The following is a 14,722-nucleotide window of genomic DNA, read 5'->3' as shown; positions in this document are numbered from 1 at the left end:
GGCGTCACAGCCCCAGGTCGGAGAGCAGGTCGTCGGCGTCGTCCTGGCTGACGGCGTGGCGGTCGATGCCTTCCAGCGCCGGACCGGCAAGGCCGCTGTTGCGCGCCTCTTCCTCCGGCGGCGGCAGGCCGAGCGCGCCGAAGCCTTCGTGCACGCGGCGCACGATGCCGACCACGCGGCGGATGATCTGCCCGGTCAGGTCCTGGTAGCTCTGGGTCAGGGCGATTTCGGTGAGGTTGTGGCGGATGCGGTCCAGCGCCTGTTCGTGTTCGACCGTCGGCAGGCTGCCCTCGCGCAGGCCGGTGACCAGCTCGCGGCACTGCTCGGCCAGGTCCAGGGTGCGGTGGGTGGCTTTCTCGGTCATCTCGACCACGTGGTCCAGGCGCGCGCAGGCGTCGTCCAGTTCGCCGGCCTCGGTGGGTACCGTCGGCAGTTCGCCCAGCGCCTGGCCCAGCTCGCGCGCAAGCCGGCCCAGGCCGGCCATCATCGGCTGCGTGCGCAGCGCCGCCAGCGCATCGATTTCCCGGCGCAGGCCGCTCTCGTCGCCGCTTTCCAGCGCCGCCAGCGCATCCTGCAGGCGTTGCACCAAGGCCGATTTCCCGCTCAGGGTTTCGCCGGGCGTGCCCATCAGGCGCTCGCTCCCAGCCGCTCGAAGATCTTGCCCAGTTTCTCTTCCAGGGTCTGCGCGGTGAACGGCTTGATGATGTAGCCGTTCACGCCGTTCTGCGCGGCCTCGATGATCTGCTCGCGCTTGGCCTCGGCGGTGACCATCAGCACCGGCAGGGTCTTGAGTTTGGCATCGGCGCGGATCGCCTTGAGCAGTTCGATGCCGGTCATCACCGGCATGTTCCAGTCGGTGACCACGAAGTCGAACGGCTGGCTGTTCAACAGCGCCAGCGCGGCATGCCCGTCTTCGGCCTCGGCGGTGTTGGTGAAGCCCAGGTCGCCCAGCAGGTTCTTGACGATGCGCCGCATGGTCGAGAAATCGTCGACGATCAGGATCCGCATGTTCTTGTTCAAAAGGTGTTCCTCTTCATGGTTCGACGAGGCCGGCGTCGGCCGCCTCGAAAATCTTCAGCCGGCCGCGCAGGCGCAGCATGGCCTGGCCGTGGATCTGGCAGACGCGCGACTCGCTCACCCCGAGCACGGCGCCGATCTCCTTCAGGTTCAGTTCCTGCTCGTAGTACAGCGACAGCACCAGCTGTTCGCGGTCGGGCAGCTGGCCGATGGCCTTGCCCAGTTCCTCGCCGAACTGGCTGCGCTCGAGCACCTGCTGCGGGGTCGGGCCGCCGGTGGCCGGGGTATCGAGCTCGCCCTGGTCCTCGATGCGCGACTCCAGGCTCAGCACCTGGCCGCGCGCGGCGTCCTCGATCAGCCGCAGGTATTCGGGCAGCGGCATCTCCATCGCCTCGGCCACCTCGGTCGCGCTGGCGGCGCGGCCGGTGGTCTGCTCGATGCGGCGGATGGTGGCGGCGGCGTCGCGGGCGCGCCGGTGCACCGAACGCGGCACCCAGTCGCCACGGCGGATCTCGTCGATCATCGAGCCGCGGATGCGGATCGAGGCGTAGGTCTCGAACGAGGCGCCCTGTTCGGCGTCGTAACTGCGCGAGGCTTCGATCAGGCCCATCATGCCGGCCTGGATCAGGTCGTCGATCTCGACGCTGGCCGGCAGGCGCGCCGCCAGGTGGTGGGCGATGCGCCGCACCAGGTCCGAATGGCGGGCGATGCAGTCGTTGGCGCTGGCGCGTTGCACTTCGCGGTAATGGGCGGCGGGGTTCATGTCGCCACCCCGCGCTGGATGATGCGCTCCAGGAAGAATTCGACGCCGCCACGCGGCTCGGTCGGCGCCTGCCAGCGGGCGGTGCGGCGGGCGATTTCCTGCAGCGCCAGCGCGGCCGGCGCCGACGGGTACAGCTTCACCACCGGCTGCTGGCGCTGCACCGACAGGCGCAGCCAGTCGTCCTGCGGCACGCAGCCCAGGTAATTGAGCGAGACGTCGGCCAGGAACTTCTCGCACACCCGCACCAGCTTCTCGTACAGCACGCGGCCTTCGTTGGGGTCGCGCACCATGTTGGCCACGACCTGGATGCGGTCCACCCCGCGCTCGCGCGAGAGCACCTTGATCAGGGCGTAGGCGTCGGTGATCGAAGCCGGCTCGTCGCAGACCACCACCACGGTGTCCTGCGCGGCCTGGCAGAAGGTCAGCACGCTGTCGGTGATGCCGGCCGCGGTGTCGATGATCATCACGTCCAGGTCGCGTTCCAGCTCGGAGAACACGTTGACCAGGCCGACGTGCTCGGCCGGCTGCAGCTCGGCCATGTGCCGGCGGCCGGACGCGGCCGGCACCACCAGCAGGCCGTCGGGGCCCTCGATGATGACGTCCTCCAGCGAGCAGCGCCCGGCGACCAGGTCGGCCAGGGTGTGCTTGGGCTGCAGGCCGAGGATGACGTCGATGTTGGCCAGGCCCAGGTCGGCGTCCAGCAGCAGCGTGCGCTTGCCCATGCCGGCCAGCGCCACGGCCAGATTGGCCGAGACGTTGGTCTTGCCCACGCCGCCCTTGCCGCCGGTCACCGCGATGGTGCGCACGGGGCCTGCGGGCTGGCGGCGGGTGGCCGACAGCGGGAAGGCATTGGTCAGCTTGGCGTACTCACGCGACGGCATGGTTCAACTCCGGGTTGCAGGGCATATCGGCCGCGCGGCGCAAATCTTCAAGGCGAAGCACGAGATTGGCCGCCGAGGCCCGGTGCAGATCTTCCGGCACATCCTGCCCGTCCGTCACCCATGTGATCGGCAAACGGTGATCCACGGCCACCGAAAGGGCCGAACCGAAGCGGCCGGTCTCGTCCAGCTTGGTCAGCACCAGGCCCTGCGGGTTGGCCGCACCGAAGCGGCGGACCACCTCGTCCATGTCCTGGAAGCTGGTATTGGCCGGCAGCACCAGCAGGGTGCGGATCTGGCCGGCGGCGCGCAGCCACTGCAGCTGGGCGGTCAGGGCGCGGTCGCGCTGGCCCAGCCCGGCGGTGTCGATCAGCACCAGCTTGTAGTCGGCCAGGCGCTCCAGCAGCTGGTTGAGGTTGGTGCCGCTGCTGGCCTCGTGCACGGCGATGCCGAGCTGGCGGCCGAAGCCGTACAGCTGCTCGCGCGCGCCGATGCGCTGGGTGTCGGTGGTGACCAGGGCGACGTCGCGGGCGGCGTGGGCCTCGGCGAAGCGCGAGGCCAGCTTGGCGATGGTGGTGGTCTTGCCGGCGCCGGTCGGGCCGACCAGGGCGATCACGCCGCCGGCTTCGATCGGATCGACCGGGGCGATCGGCAGCTTCCTGGAGATCAGGCCCAGCATCAGTCCGCGGGCCCGCGCCGGGTCGGTTTCCGCCGGCATCTGCACCGCCACGTCGCGGGCCAGGCCGGCATCGAAGCCGTACTCGTCCATCAGGTCCAGCGCGTTGGCGCGCACCGGGCTGCCGCGCAGGCGCTCATCGGTGAAGCGGTTCATCTCGCGCTCGATCAGCTGGCGCATGCCGGCCACTTCCTGGCGCAGCTCGGCGAGCTGGCGGTCGTCACGCGGCACCGCGGCGACCACGCTCAGCGCGGCCGCGGCGACAACGGCTTCCGGCTCGGGCGCCGGAACATTGACGGTCGCGGCAGCGGCCGGAGCGACGGGCACGATCGGTTCGACCGGCATCTGGCGGGGCGGGGCCATTTCAAACAGGGCAGGGGGCGCCATTGCCGGCTCGACCCGCGGGGCCGGCACGGGTGCCACGGCGACCGGTTCCTCCAGCGGCGGATCGATCAGGAAGCGGGCGCGGTTGACCGGCGCCGGGGCGACCGGTGCCGGCTCGGCCACGGCGAAGCCCTCGGGGCGGAACGCCGGCACCACCGGGGTGTCGTCCAGCGCGGCCGGGAAGGTCGCGAAGATCTGTTCCGGAAGCTCGGGCATGCGCTCGGCGGCAGGCCTGGGCTGCGGCTTGAGCAGCGAGGAGAAACGGCTGCCCGGGGCCAGTTCGACGCTGCTGTCGATGGAGCGGCCGGTGGCGCCGACCGCCGAGCGGGCGAGGGCGGCCACGGCCGAGGCGGTGGCCACCACCGGTTCCGGCTCCGGAGTCCTGCGGCGGGTCACCGCGGCGATGATCGCCTCGGCGGCGCTGCGCGGCCTGGGTGCCGGCGGCGGCGCCGGGCGGGCGGCTTCCAGGGCGCGCTGCACGGCGGTCTCGTCGTAGTGGGCGGCCGCCACGATCTCGACGCCTTCCTCGATCCGGCGATTGGACAGGATGACGGCATCGGGGCCATGTTCCTTGCGCACCAGGTTCATGGCGGTGCGCATGTCGGCGGCGACGAAACGTTTGATCTTCATGCTGGAGTACCGGGAATTCGTGTGCGGGTGCGACGTGGGAGCAGTGGCGTTGGCGGTGTCGTGCATGGCGGTGCGTGCTCCTCGTCCTTCGTTTGTGGCGGTGGCCGATCAGGTGTCCGTTCTTTGACGCCGCCGGCTTCCAGGCGGACCTCAGCTGATCGTGCCGACCAGCTTCAGGCGCTTGTCTTCCGGGACCTCGCTGTAGGCCAGCACCGACAGCGAGGGGACGCTGTGGCGGACCATCCGTGCGAGGGCAGCGCGGACCGGACCCGGTACCAGCACCACGGCCGGCTCGTTGCGCGCCTCCTGCTTGCCGACGCATTCGGCAAGACTCTGGTGGAGACGCTCGGCGAGACCGGGTTCCAGTGCGGCACCGTTGCCCTGCGTGGATTCCTGCAAGACCCGTTCCAGTTGCGGGTTCAGGGTGAACACCGGCAGTTCCGGCGACATGCCGGCGATTTCCTGCACGATGAAACGGCCCAGCGCGTTGCGCACCGCCGCGGTCAGCGCGGCCGGATCCTGGGTGAGCGGGGCGTTCTCCACCAGCGCCTCGGCGATCTTGCGCAGCTGGCGGATCGGGATGCGCTCGATCAGCAGGTTCTGCAGCACCCGCGCCACCACCGAGATCGGCAGCGCCTTCGGGGTCAGGTCCTCGACCAGCTTGGGCGCGCTCTTGGCCAGGGTCGCCAGCAGCTGCTGCACTTCCTCGTGGCCGAGCAGTTCCGGCGCGTGCTCGCGGATCAGGTGCGAGAGGTGGGTGGCCACCACCGTGGCCGGATCGACCACGGTGTAGCCCAGCGATTCGGCGTGGGCGCGCTGGTGCGGCTGGATCCAGGTGGCGTCCAGGCCGAAGGCCGGGTCCTTGCCGGGAATGCCGTCCAGCTGGCCCATCGCGCTGCCGGGGTCCAGCGCCAGCTCGCGGTCGGGGTGGATCTCGGCGCTGCTCACCGGCACGCCGTGGATCAGCACCCGGTAGGTGGTGGCCGACAGTTCGAGATTGTCGCGGATGTGCACCGAGGGAATCAGGAAGCCGACATCCTGGGTGAGCTTGCGGCGCACGCCCTTGATGCGCGCCATCAGTTCGCCGCCCTGGGTCTTGTCCACCAGCGGGATCAACCGGTAGCCGACCTCCAGGCCCAGCGGATCGACCGGGCGCAGCTCGTCCCAGCTGAGCTCGGCGGTCGGCGCCGGCTGCGAGGAGTGCAGGCCGGGAATCTCGCCCGGCGCGGCGGCGCCGGCCTCGGTGCCGGGCTTCTCGGCGTTGGCCTGTTCGCGCTTCCACAGCTTCCAGGCCAGGAAACCGAGGATCGAGGCCAGGATCAGGAAGGCCAGGTTGGGCATGCCCGGCACCAGGCCGACCAGGCCGATGATGGCGGCAGCAATCGCCAGGGCGCGGTACTGGCCGAACACCTGGCCCATCATCGCCTGGCTCATGTCCTGGGCGCGCGAGGCGCGGGTCACCAGCATCGCCACCGCGCTGGATACCAGCAGCGCCGGCAGCTGCGCCACCAGGCCGTCGCCGATGGACAGCAGGGTGTAGGTGGAGGCGGCGTCGGCGAACGGCATGCCGTGCTGGAGCACGCCCACCGCCAGACCGCCGAGCAGGTTGATGAACAGGATCAGGATGCCGGCGATGGCGTCGCCGCGGATGAACTTGCTGGCGCCGTCCATCGCGCCGTAGAAGTCGGCTTCCTCGCGCACTTCCTCGCGCCGGGCCTTGGCCTCCTCGCGGGTCAGCAGGCCGGCGTTGAGGTCGGCGTCGATCGCCATCTGCTTGCCGGGCATGGCGTCGAGGATGAAGCGCGCGGTCACTTCCGACACGCGCCCGGCGCCCTTGGTGATGACCACGAAGTTGATGATGGTCAGGATCGCGAACACCACGATGCCGACGGCGTAGTTGCCGCCGATCACGAACTCGCCGAACGAGGCGATGACCTTGCCGGCGGCCTCGTGGCCGTTCTGGCCATTGAGCAGGATGACGCGGGTGGAGGCCACGTTCAGCGCCAGCCGCAGCATGGTGGTGATCAGCAGCACGATCGGGAAGATGGTGAAATCCAGCGGCCGCTTCACGTACACCACCGCCAGCAGCACCATCAGCGAGATGGCGATGTTGAAGGTGAACAGCGCGTCGAGCACCGGCGCGGCCAGCGGCACCACCACCATCGCCAGCAGCGCCAGCACGATCAGCGGCGCGCCGAATCCCTGGCGGATCATGTCCAGCAGGCGGCGCGCGGTGGCCGGCATGGGCTGGGCGCTCATGGGCGGGCTCCCTTGCCGAATTCGTCGATGTCGATGGCCGGCTGCTGCGGCATCGGCCCGCTGCGCCAGGCGCGCAGCTGGTAGACGTAGGACAGGATCTGGGCGACGGCCGAATACAGTCTCACGGGGATTTCCTTGCCGAGTTGGCTTTCCCTATACAAGGCGCGTGCCAGCGGCGGCGCCGAGACGATGGCCACGCGGTTGCCGTCGGCCACCTGGCGGATGCGCAGGGCCAGTTCGTCCACACCGCGGGCGACCACGGTCGGCGCGTTCATGCGCCCGGCCTCGTACTTGAGCGCGACCGCGTAGTGGGTCGGGTTGACCACGATCACGTCGGCGCTGGGCACGGCCTCCATCATCCGCCGCTGCGACAGCTGCATCTGCATCTGCCGTATGCGGCCCTTGACCTCGGGGCTGCCCTCGCTTTCCTTCATCTCGCGCTTGACCTCTTCGCGGGTCATCTTCAGTTTGCGCAGCCAGTTCCAGTACTGGTAGGGGGCATCGAGAGCCGCCAGCAGCGCCATCGCCCCGGCCGTGGCCAGCAGCAGCCGCAGGGTGAAGCCGAGCCCGTCCAGGACCGCCCGTTCCAGCGGCATCTGCGGCAGGGCGCGCAGGGCGCCGAAGCCGTGCCAGATGCACAGGCCGGCGGCGGTGCCGACGAACAGCACGCGCAGCAGCGACTTGGCCAGTTCGGCCAGCGACTGCGGGCCGTAGGTGCGCTTGAGCCCGTTCATCGGGTTCAAGCGGTTCAGGTCGGGCATCAGCGCCTTGGACGACACCCGCAGCCCGCCCATCAGCAGCGGCGAGATGAAGCTGGCGAGCAGGCACACCAGCAGCAGCGGCCAGGTCGCCAGCAGCAGCCGGAGCAGCAGCATCCCGGCATAGCCGAACAGCGCGTCCGGGGTCTCGAGCAGGCCCGGGTCGGGGGCCAGCGCGTCCCGCATCCAGGCGCGCGCGTTGCCGCCGATCACGCCGGACAGGGTGGTAACGGCGATCACGCCGGTACCGAACACCGCAGCGGTGGCCAGTTCGCGCGAACGCGGGATGTCGCCCTTCTCGCGGGCGTCGCGCAGGCGTTTGCCGGTAGGTTGTTCGGTTTTTTCGGTGCCGTCTTCGTTCTCAGCCATGACCTGGCGCGGATGCTGGGCTCGGCATCGGGCCGTGCAAGAAGCAGGCCAGCGGCCTGGCGGCGCTTGATGGGAGCCCGGAATGCGCGGCAGGGCGGATCACCCGCCCGGTTACCGCTTCCCGCCGCTTGCAGGGGTCAGAAGCCGCCGCTGCCGTACAGGCGCATGAAACTTTCGGCGCCGACCGGGCGCCCCAGCTGGTAGCCCTGCAGGTGGTCGCAGCCCAGGCGCTCGGCGTAGGTGCGCTGGCCCGAGGTCTCGATGCCCTTGGCGACGACTTCCATGTTCAGCGCGTGGCCCAGCGCCACGATGGCCGAGACCACCACCACGTCCTCGTCGCTGTCTTCCAGCGCCACCACGAAGGCACGGTCGATCTTGATCTCGGTGGCCGGCAGCCGCCGCAGCTGCAGCAGGCTGGAGAAGCCGGTGCCGAAGTCGTCGATCGAGATGCCCACGCCCAGCGCGGCGATGGCGCGCAGCACGCCGACCGCGGCGTCGGCGTCGCGGGTGACCGCGTTTTCGCTGACTTCCAGCACCAGGCGCGAGGGTTCAAGTTCGTTGCGCTGCAGGGCCTGTTTCACGTCCTCGACCAGGCGCGGGGAATCCAGCTGCAGGCCTGACAGATTCACCGACACCTGCCAGCCGGCATGGCCGGCGTCGTGCCAGCAGCGGATCTGCCGGCATGCCTCATCCAGCACCCACAGGCCGATCGCATCCATCAGCCCGTTCTGTTCGGCCAGGCGGATGACGCGCTCGCTGGGCACGGGCCCGTGCACGGGATGGCGCCAGCGGATCAGCGCTTCGGCGCCGGTGACGCGGTCGCTGTCGGCGTGCACCCGCGGCTGGTAATGCAGGGTCAGCTGGGGCGTGCCGATGGCCTTGCGCAGGTCTTCCAGCAGGCGCTGGTCCTGCTCGGCGTCGGCGTTCATCCATTCGGCGAACTGTGCGTGGGTATTGCGGCCGGCCAGCTTGGCGTGGCGGGTGGCGGTCTCGGCATGCACCACCAGCTGCGCGGCCGAACCGGCATGCGCCGGATACAGGGCCAGGCCCAGGCTGCCGGTGACGCGCATGTCGCGCCCGCCCACGCGCACCGCGTTGAGCGCGATGAGGATGCGCTCGGCCAGCGGCGCGGCGGTGGCGTCGCCTGCCAGCGGCAGCGCGATCACGTACTGGTCGCCGCCGAGACGGCCGACCAGGCCGCCGTCCGGCAGCAGCCGGCGCAGCTGCTCGGCCACGTCGACCATCACCGCGTCGCCGGCCTGCGGGCCGAACGCGCTGTTGATGTGGCGGAATTCGTCCAGGTCCAGGGTCATCACCGCGCAGGCCACGCCTTCCGTGTCGCAGCGCTGCAACAGCTGTTCGATGCGGTCGTGCGAGAGCTGGCGGTTGGGCAGGCCGGTCAGCGAATCGTGGCGGCTGGCATGGAACAGTTCCTTGCGCGCGTCGTCCAGCGACGCCGACAGCGTCGAGTTGCGCAGGTGCAGCAGGCGCGCCTGCATGCGCTGCTCGAACAGCGAGATGACCAGCACCACCGCCATCACCGCCACGGTGAGCATCACCACGCAGGCCGCCAGCCATTCGACGCTGATCCCGCCGCTGGTCGCCGCGGCGCAGACCGAACCGGCCGGGAAACGCGCCGCGGCCATGCCGGTGTAATGCATGCCGACGATGGCCAGGCCCATCACCGCGGCGGCGGCCAGGCGCTGCGGCAGCGCCTTCTCCGCCGCGCGCATGCGGAAGGCGATGTAGAGCGCGCTCCACGAGGCGGCCACGGCGATCAGGATCGAAAGCGCGAAACGCAGCGGGTCGTAGTCGATGGCCGGCTGCATGCGCAGCGCGGCCATCCCCACGTAGTGCATCCAGGCGATGCCCAGGCCCATCAGCAGCGCGCCCAGCGCCAACCGCGGGTGCGGCAGGGTGGGGCGCGAAACCAGCCACAGGGCGAACAGCGAGGCGGCGATGGCGACCAGCAGCGATTCGACGGTCAGCCCGAGGTCGTAGCCGAGCGGGATCGGCAGGCGGAAGGCGAGCATGCCGACGAAGTGCATCGACCAGATGCCGGCGCCCATGGCGATGCCGCCGGCCAGCAGCCAGCCGATCGTCGCGCCGGAATGGCGCGACGCCGACACGCGCGAAGCCATGTCCAGCGCAGTGAACGAGGCCAGCATCGCGACCAGGACCGACAGCACGACGAACAACGGGTTGTAGCTTCCTGCAAGCATCGCCCTCTCCCTTCCCCATTCCATGCACCACGCATCCGGAGCGGCGCGTTGCCCGAGTGCGCCCGGCGATTGCCTGCCGGCGCGCATACCGGCGACTATCCCGGGCCTGTCCGCGGCAAGCAATAGCATCGCCGGGCAGATCCCGTGGTGAACGCGGCGGATGTGCCCGGCATCACGACGTCACCTGCCGCGCGGCGTCGAACGCGCTGTCGAACAGGCGCTGCACCGGGGCGGTCATTTCCCCGGCCAGCAGGGTCAGCATGAACAGCCCCAGCAGCAGCGATACCGGCAGGCCCAGCTGCATCGGGTGCAGCGCCGGCGCGGCCCGCGCCAGCGCGCCGAAGGCCAGGTTCACCGCCAGCATCGCCACGGTCAGCGGCAGCGCCAGCGTGAGCGCGCCGCGGAACACCTGCAGGAACAGGGTCGGGGCCAGCGCCGCCATCGCGTGCGGGTCGGGCAGCGCGGTGCCGATCGGCAAGGCCTTGTAGCTGTCCACCAGCAGCGAGATCAGCGCCAGGTGCCCGTTGCTGGTGAAGAACAGCAGGCCGAACAGCAGGTAGAACCATTGCCCGACCACGCCGGAGCTGCCGCCGCGCAGCGGATCGCTCATCTGCGCGAACGCCAGGCCGGTGCCCTGTGCGACCAGTTCGCCGGCCATCGCGCCGGCCTCGAAGATCAGCCGCAGCAGGAAGCCGATGCTCACCCCGACCGCCAGTTCGCGGGCGATGCCCAGCACCGTGGCCGCGTCGAAGCCGTTCCATACGGGGACCGGCGGCAGCACCGGCGCCAGTGCCACCGACAGCGCGACGGCGAGCATGGCCCGCACCCGCGCCGGCACCGCGCGGGTGCCGATCATCGGCATGGCCATCAGCATCGCGCCGATGCGCAGCATGACCCACAGCGTGGTGCCGATGATGGCGAAGGCCTGCTGGCCGTCGATCATCATCCGGGTGATCGGATCCATGGTCTGGCCTAGCCGATCAGATGCGGAATGCGCTGGAACAGCAAGGTGGTGAATTCCACCAGGTGGCCGAGCAGCAGGCTGCCCAGCGCGAACAGCGCCGCGGTCAGCGCCGCGGCCTTGGCGATGAAGGCGATGGTCGGCTCGTTGAGCTGGGTGGCGGCCTGGATGATGCCCATCACCACGCCGACCACCAGGACGATGATCAGCAGCGGGCCGGCGATCCAGAGGGTGGCGACGAGGCCGCCGCGCAGTTCGGTAAGGGCAAGTTCGGGACTCATGCCGGGGTGGATGCAAGGTTGGTGCCAGAGGGGGCAAGGTTTCCGACGTTGCTGTTGCTTGTCGTCGGCGGTTACGGAGACTTGCTCTTGACTCTTGCTGTTGCTGTTGCTGTTGCTGTTGCTGTTGCCGTGGATTTTGACTCGCCGGGTTCCCTTCCGTAGCAACGGAGCTGACGGACAAGACCCCGAAGGGGCGGCGTGCATGGGTTCGGCGGAAAAAGGCGAAGCACTGCTTCGCCCCGCCGGACGGGCAGGCGCCGTGCGGCGACTGCCCCGGACTCGACCGCGAAGCGGACGAGCACGTCGTTTTTCGACGAGACAGGGATGTCTCGTCGAAAAATCCCGGCAGCGCAGTGGACCTGGAGCGCGCAGCGCGGAGGGTGCGCAGGCAGGGTGTGCTTTCTTTTGGTTAGCTTTTCTTTGCACGAGCAAAGAAGAGATTTTTCAACAGCCGAATGGCTGGTCAAAGTAACTCGCTCCCCGAAGGGGAGTGAAAGCTCTCGCTCTGACTTTGACTTTGACCCTTTTAGAAGCAACGTCAGAAGCAAAGGCTTTCGTGCCCCTGAAGGGGCCCGAGCCACCTTTCTTTGCTTGTGCAAAGAAACCTGGCGCAAAGAAAGCACACCCTGCCTACGCGCCCACGATGCTGCGCATCGCGGGTCCACTCCGTCGGCAGGATTTTTCGACGAGACATCCCTGTCTCGTCGAAAAACGCTGCACATCCTTGTGCGGCGCCCCATTCGGGGTCTTGTCTGCCGCCTCCGTCGCTACGGAAGGGAACCCGGCAAGTCAAAATCCACGGCAACGGCAGCAACGGCAGCAACGGCAGCAACAGCAGCAACAGCAACAGCAAGGTCAAAGGCGAAAGCGGCCGAAGCGGGGGCAGCCGTCGTCAGTTGCTGGGCCGGAAACAACGAAGCCGCGAGTTGATCGCGGCTTCGTGCAATGAATCCATGAGCGGCGGCTCACACCGCGTTGAAGCTCGCCGCCAGCGTGCCCACCACCAGCACCCAGCCGTCCACCAGCACGAACAGCAGGATCTTGAACGGCGCGGAGATCAGCATCGGCGAGAGCATCATCATGCCCATCGACATCAGCACGCTGGAAACCACCAGGTCGATGATCACGAACGGGATGAAGATCAGGAAGCCGATCTCGAAAGCGGTCTTCAGCTCGCTGGTGACGAAGGACGCCACCAGCACCGGGAACGGAATCGCGTCCGGGCCGGCGTAGGGGCCCTGGCCGGCCAGCCCGGCGAAGGTCATCAGGTCGGTCTCGCGCACCTGCGCCAGCATGAAGGCGCGCAGCGGCTGGGTGGTCATCGTCCATGCGGTCTGGAAATCGATCTGTCCGTCCAGGTAGGGCGCCATGCCGGTGGACCAGGCCTTGTCCCATACCGGCATCATGATCATCGCGGTCAGGAACAGGGACAGGCCGAGCAGCACCTGGTTGGAGGGCGTCTGTCCGGTGCCCATCGCCTGGCGCAGCAGGCCGAGCACGATGATGATGCGGGTGAAGGCGGTCAGCACCAGCAGCAGCGACGGCAGCAGGGTGATGGCCGTCATCAGCAGCAGGGTCTGCAGCGGCAGGCTGACCGGGGCGCCGCCTATCTTGCCGACGTTCACGTCGGGCAGGGCCGGCACCTGCGGAGCGGCGGGGGCCGCCCAGGCGAACAGCGGCAGGGCCAGCAGGGCGAACAGGATCGCCAGCCGCCAGCAGAAGCAGGGATTGAAACGTTGCAGCGGCATGCTCAGGCGTCCTTGCGCAGCTTCTGTTGCAGCAGCTGCGCGAAATTCGGGAGGTGTTTGAGGTTGGGGAGCGTGGCCGGCGCTACCGGCGGCAGCGGTTCGGGCAACGCGTGCAGGGTGGCGATGCCGCCGGCGGTGACGCCCAGCAGCAGTTGCTGGCCGTTGACCTCGACCACCACCACGCGCTCCTTGGCGCCGACGTTGAGGCTGGCCACGAGCTTGAGCCCCTCGGCCTGGCGGAAGCCGCTGCCGGGCAGCCGCTTGAGCAGCCAGCCCAGGCCGACGATCAGCGCCAGCACCGCCAGCAGCGCCATCATCGCGCCGAACAGGCCCGGCGCGGCGGCGGCATGCTGCCCGACCGGCGCGGCTTTTGCCGCGACGGCGAGAACGGTGGCCGGCAGCAGGCTCAACGCAGTCTCCGGATGCGCTCGCTGGGGCTGACCACGTCGGTCAGGCGCACGCCGAAGCGGTCGTTGATGACCACCACTTCGCCATGCGCGATCAGCGTGCCGTTGACGAACACGTCCAGGGATTCGCCGGCGCCGCGCTCCAGTTCCACCACCGAGCCCTGGTTGAGCTGCAGCAGGTTGCGGATCGGCACGCGCGCGCGGCCGACTTCCAGCGACAGCGTCACCGGCACGTCCAGGATCACGTCCAGGTTCAGGTCGGTGGTGTCGTCGCCCTCGGCCTGCAGGTTGGCGAACTGCGCCGGCGCGGCGGTGGACGCGGCGGTGGCGGGGGTCTCGTTGGGGTCGTTCTCAGTCATTGGAGTCTTCCTGGGACGCGGACGGGCGTGGCGGCCTGCCCGGCGGATGGGTAGCGGTGATCTTGATGGCGTTGCGGTCGTGGGCGATGCCGAATTCGCCGGTGAACACCGGGATGCCTTCGACGCACAACGGCACTTCCTTCAGCATGTCGATGGGCAGGATGTCGCCGACCCTCAGGCGGCTGAGTTCGCGCAGGCTCATGCGGCGGCGCGCGATCACGCTGGACAGTTCCACCTCGGCGGTGTCCAGCTGCTCGCGCAGCATGATCGCCCAGCTCTCGTCGCGGTCGTTGCGGTCGCTCTGGATGCCGGCGTCGAGCAGCTCGCGGATCGGTTCCAGCATCGAATAGGGCAGGGTGATGTGGATGTCGCCGCCACCGCTTTCCAGTTCGACGTGGAATCGGCACACCACCACGTACTCGCGCGGGCTGACGATATTGGCGAAGTGCGGGTTGATCTCGGAGTTGATGTAGTCGAAATCGACGTTCATCACCGGGCTCCAGGCCTCGCGCAGGTCGACGAACGCCTGCTTGAGCATCAGCTGGATCACGCGCATCTCGGTGGCGGTGAACTCGCGACCCTCGATGCGGGTGTGGTAGCGGCCATCGCCGCCGAAGAAATTGTCCACCACCGCGAACACCAGGGTCGGCTCGAACACGATCAGGCCGGTACCGCGCAGCGGCTTGAAGCGGACCAGGTTGAGGTTGGTGGGCACGTACAGAGAATGCAGGTAGTCGCCGAACTTGATCAGTTCGATGCCGCGCACCGAGATCTCTGCCGAGCGCCGGATCAGATTGAACAGGCCGATGCGCCACAGGCGCACGAAGCGCTCGTTGACCATCTCCAGGGTGGGCATGCGCCCGCGGATGATCCGGTCCTGGCTGGCGAAATCGTAGGCCCGCGCCTCGCCCGGGGGCGCCTCGGGTTCCACGGTCTCCACCGCACCGGAGTCGACGCCATGCAGCAGGGCGTCGATTTCATCCTGGGACAGCAGGTCGTTGATGCTCATC

The 14,722-nt window shown here is 69.0% G+C and carries 14 protein-coding genes; all 14 read right to left on the bottom strand.

Going from position 1 to position 14,722, the window contains the following annotated elements:
• Positions 1–4 precede the first annotated feature (4 nt).
• Positions 5–628 carry a protein phosphatase CheZ gene (locus AC1DGW_RS16075; RefSeq protein WP_478024920.1) on the bottom strand — a complete coding sequence of 208 codons (624 nt, stop codon included), beginning with the start codon at positions 626–628 and terminating at the stop codon, positions 5–7.
• A complete protein-coding gene (gene cheY, locus AC1DGW_RS16070; protein ID WP_478024918.1) occupies positions 628–1,020 on the bottom strand; it encodes a chemotaxis response regulator CheY in 393 nt (130 codons plus the stop codon). The genes AC1DGW_RS16075 and cheY overlap by 1 nt, the downstream gene beginning before the upstream one ends.
• 13 nt (positions 1,021–1,033) lie before the next feature.
• On the bottom strand, positions 1,034–1,780 hold the full coding sequence (locus AC1DGW_RS16065; RefSeq protein ID WP_478024916.1) for an RNA polymerase sigma factor FliA: 747 nt from the start codon (positions 1,778–1,780) through the stop codon (positions 1,034–1,036).
• Positions 1,777–2,661 carry a MinD/ParA family protein gene (locus AC1DGW_RS16060; protein WP_478024914.1) on the bottom strand — a complete coding sequence of 295 codons (885 nt, stop codon included), beginning with the start codon at positions 2,659–2,661 and terminating at the stop codon, positions 1,777–1,779. Before AC1DGW_RS16060 ends, AC1DGW_RS16065 begins: the two co-directional genes overlap by 4 nt.
• Positions 2,648–4,348, bottom strand: a complete 1,701-nt coding sequence (gene flhF / locus AC1DGW_RS16055) for a flagellar biosynthesis protein FlhF (protein WP_478024912.1) — start codon at positions 4,346–4,348, stop codon at positions 2,648–2,650. The genes AC1DGW_RS16060 and flhF overlap by 14 nt, the downstream gene beginning before the upstream one ends.
• 150 nt (positions 4,349–4,498) lie before the next feature.
• Positions 4,499–6,607, bottom strand: coding sequence for a flagellar biosynthesis protein FlhA (gene flhA / locus AC1DGW_RS16050; protein ID WP_478024910.1), 2,109 nt, complete (start codon positions 6,605–6,607; stop codon positions 4,499–4,501).
• Complete coding sequence (flhB, locus tag AC1DGW_RS16045) at positions 6,604–7,734, bottom strand: flagellar biosynthesis protein FlhB (RefSeq protein WP_478024908.1); 1,131 nt, start codon at positions 7,732–7,734, stop codon at positions 6,604–6,606. Before flhB ends, flhA begins: the two co-directional genes overlap by 4 nt.
• A 137-nt stretch (positions 7,735–7,871) precedes the next feature.
• On the bottom strand, positions 7,872–9,956 hold the full coding sequence (locus AC1DGW_RS16040) for a putative bifunctional diguanylate cyclase/phosphodiesterase (protein WP_478024906.1): 2,085 nt from the start codon (positions 9,954–9,956) through the stop codon (positions 7,872–7,874).
• Between the two features lie 172 nt (positions 9,957–10,128).
• Positions 10,129–10,920, bottom strand: a complete 792-nt coding sequence (gene fliR / locus AC1DGW_RS16035) for a flagellar biosynthetic protein FliR (RefSeq protein WP_478024904.1) — start codon at positions 10,918–10,920, stop codon at positions 10,129–10,131.
• A gap of 8 nt (positions 10,921–10,928) precedes the next feature.
• Positions 10,929–11,198, bottom strand: a complete 270-nt coding sequence (locus tag AC1DGW_RS16030; protein ID WP_478024902.1) for a flagellar biosynthetic protein FliQ — start codon at positions 11,196–11,198, stop codon at positions 10,929–10,931.
• A 965-nt stretch (positions 11,199–12,163) separates the two neighbouring features.
• Entirely contained in the window at positions 12,164–12,946 is a 783-nt protein-coding gene (gene fliP / locus AC1DGW_RS16025; protein ID WP_478024899.1) for a flagellar type III secretion system pore protein FliP, read from the bottom strand.
• Between the two features lie 2 nt (positions 12,947–12,948).
• On the bottom strand, positions 12,949–13,356 hold the full coding sequence (gene fliO, locus AC1DGW_RS16020) for a flagellar biosynthetic protein FliO (RefSeq protein ID WP_478024897.1): 408 nt from the start codon (positions 13,354–13,356) through the stop codon (positions 12,949–12,951).
• Positions 13,353–13,712 carry a flagellar motor switch protein FliN gene (fliN, locus tag AC1DGW_RS16015; protein ID WP_478024895.1) on the bottom strand — a complete coding sequence of 120 codons (360 nt, stop codon included), beginning with the start codon at positions 13,710–13,712 and terminating at the stop codon, positions 13,353–13,355. Before fliN ends, fliO begins: the two co-directional genes overlap by 4 nt.
• Positions 13,705–14,721 carry a flagellar motor switch protein FliM gene (gene fliM, locus AC1DGW_RS16010; RefSeq protein ID WP_478024893.1) on the bottom strand — a complete coding sequence of 339 codons (1,017 nt, stop codon included), beginning with the start codon at positions 14,719–14,721 and terminating at the stop codon, positions 13,705–13,707. Before fliM ends, fliN begins: the two co-directional genes overlap by 8 nt.
• Position 14,722 lies beyond the last annotated feature (1 nt).

This window comes from Stenotrophomonas sp. 05N423, assembly GCF_056397145.1.
This window is presented reverse-complemented; position numbering and strand designations above follow the sequence as displayed.